At 50.6% G+C, this 385-nt stretch carries 4 tRNA genes; all 4 read left to right on the forward strand.

The window, feature by feature from the left end:
* Window positions 1-6 precede the first annotated feature (6 nt).
* The 4 genes from OK414_RS29840 to OK414_RS29855 all read left to right on the forward strand — a co-directional run bounded on the left by OK414_RS29840 (window position 7) and on the right by OK414_RS29855 (window position 378).
* Window positions 7-82, forward strand: a tRNA-Lys gene (locus OK414_RS29840).
* Between the two features lie 13 nt (window positions 83-95).
* Window positions 96-177, forward strand: a tRNA-Leu gene (locus OK414_RS29845).
* Window positions 178-200: 23 nt separating this feature from the next.
* A tRNA-Gly gene (locus OK414_RS29850) sits at window positions 201-275 on the forward strand.
* A gap of 14 nt (window positions 276-289) precedes the next feature.
* Window positions 290-378: transfer RNA gene (locus OK414_RS29855), tRNA-Leu, on the forward strand.
* The last annotated feature ends 7 nt before the right edge of the window (window positions 379-385 follow it).

Below are 385 nucleotides of genomic sequence, written 5' to 3' on the forward strand. Positions count from 1 at the left end.
TTTTTCGAGCCATTAGCTCAGTTGGTAGAGCATCTGACTTTTAATCAGAGGGTCGAAGGTTCGAGTCCTTCATGGCTCACCATTTATATTCACACGCGGGTGTGGCGGAATTGGCAGACGCGCTAGACTTAGGATCTAGTGTCTTACGACGTGGGGGTTCAAGTCCCTTCACCCGCATCTTTTATTAATTTCATATATGCGCGGAAGTAGTTCAGTGGTAGAACACCACCTTGCCAAGGTGGGGGTCGCGAGTTCGAACCTCGTCTTCCGCTCCACATATATAAGTCCTGCCGGGGTGGTGGAATTGGCAGACACACAGGACTTAAAATCCTGCGGTAGGTGACTACCGTGCCGGTTCAAGTCCGGCCCTCGGCACCATTTTAAT

The sequence above is a fragment of the Priestia sp. JV24 genome (assembly GCF_025910025.1).
GTDB lineage: Bacteria > Bacillota > Bacilli > Bacillales > Bacillaceae_H > Priestia > Priestia megaterium.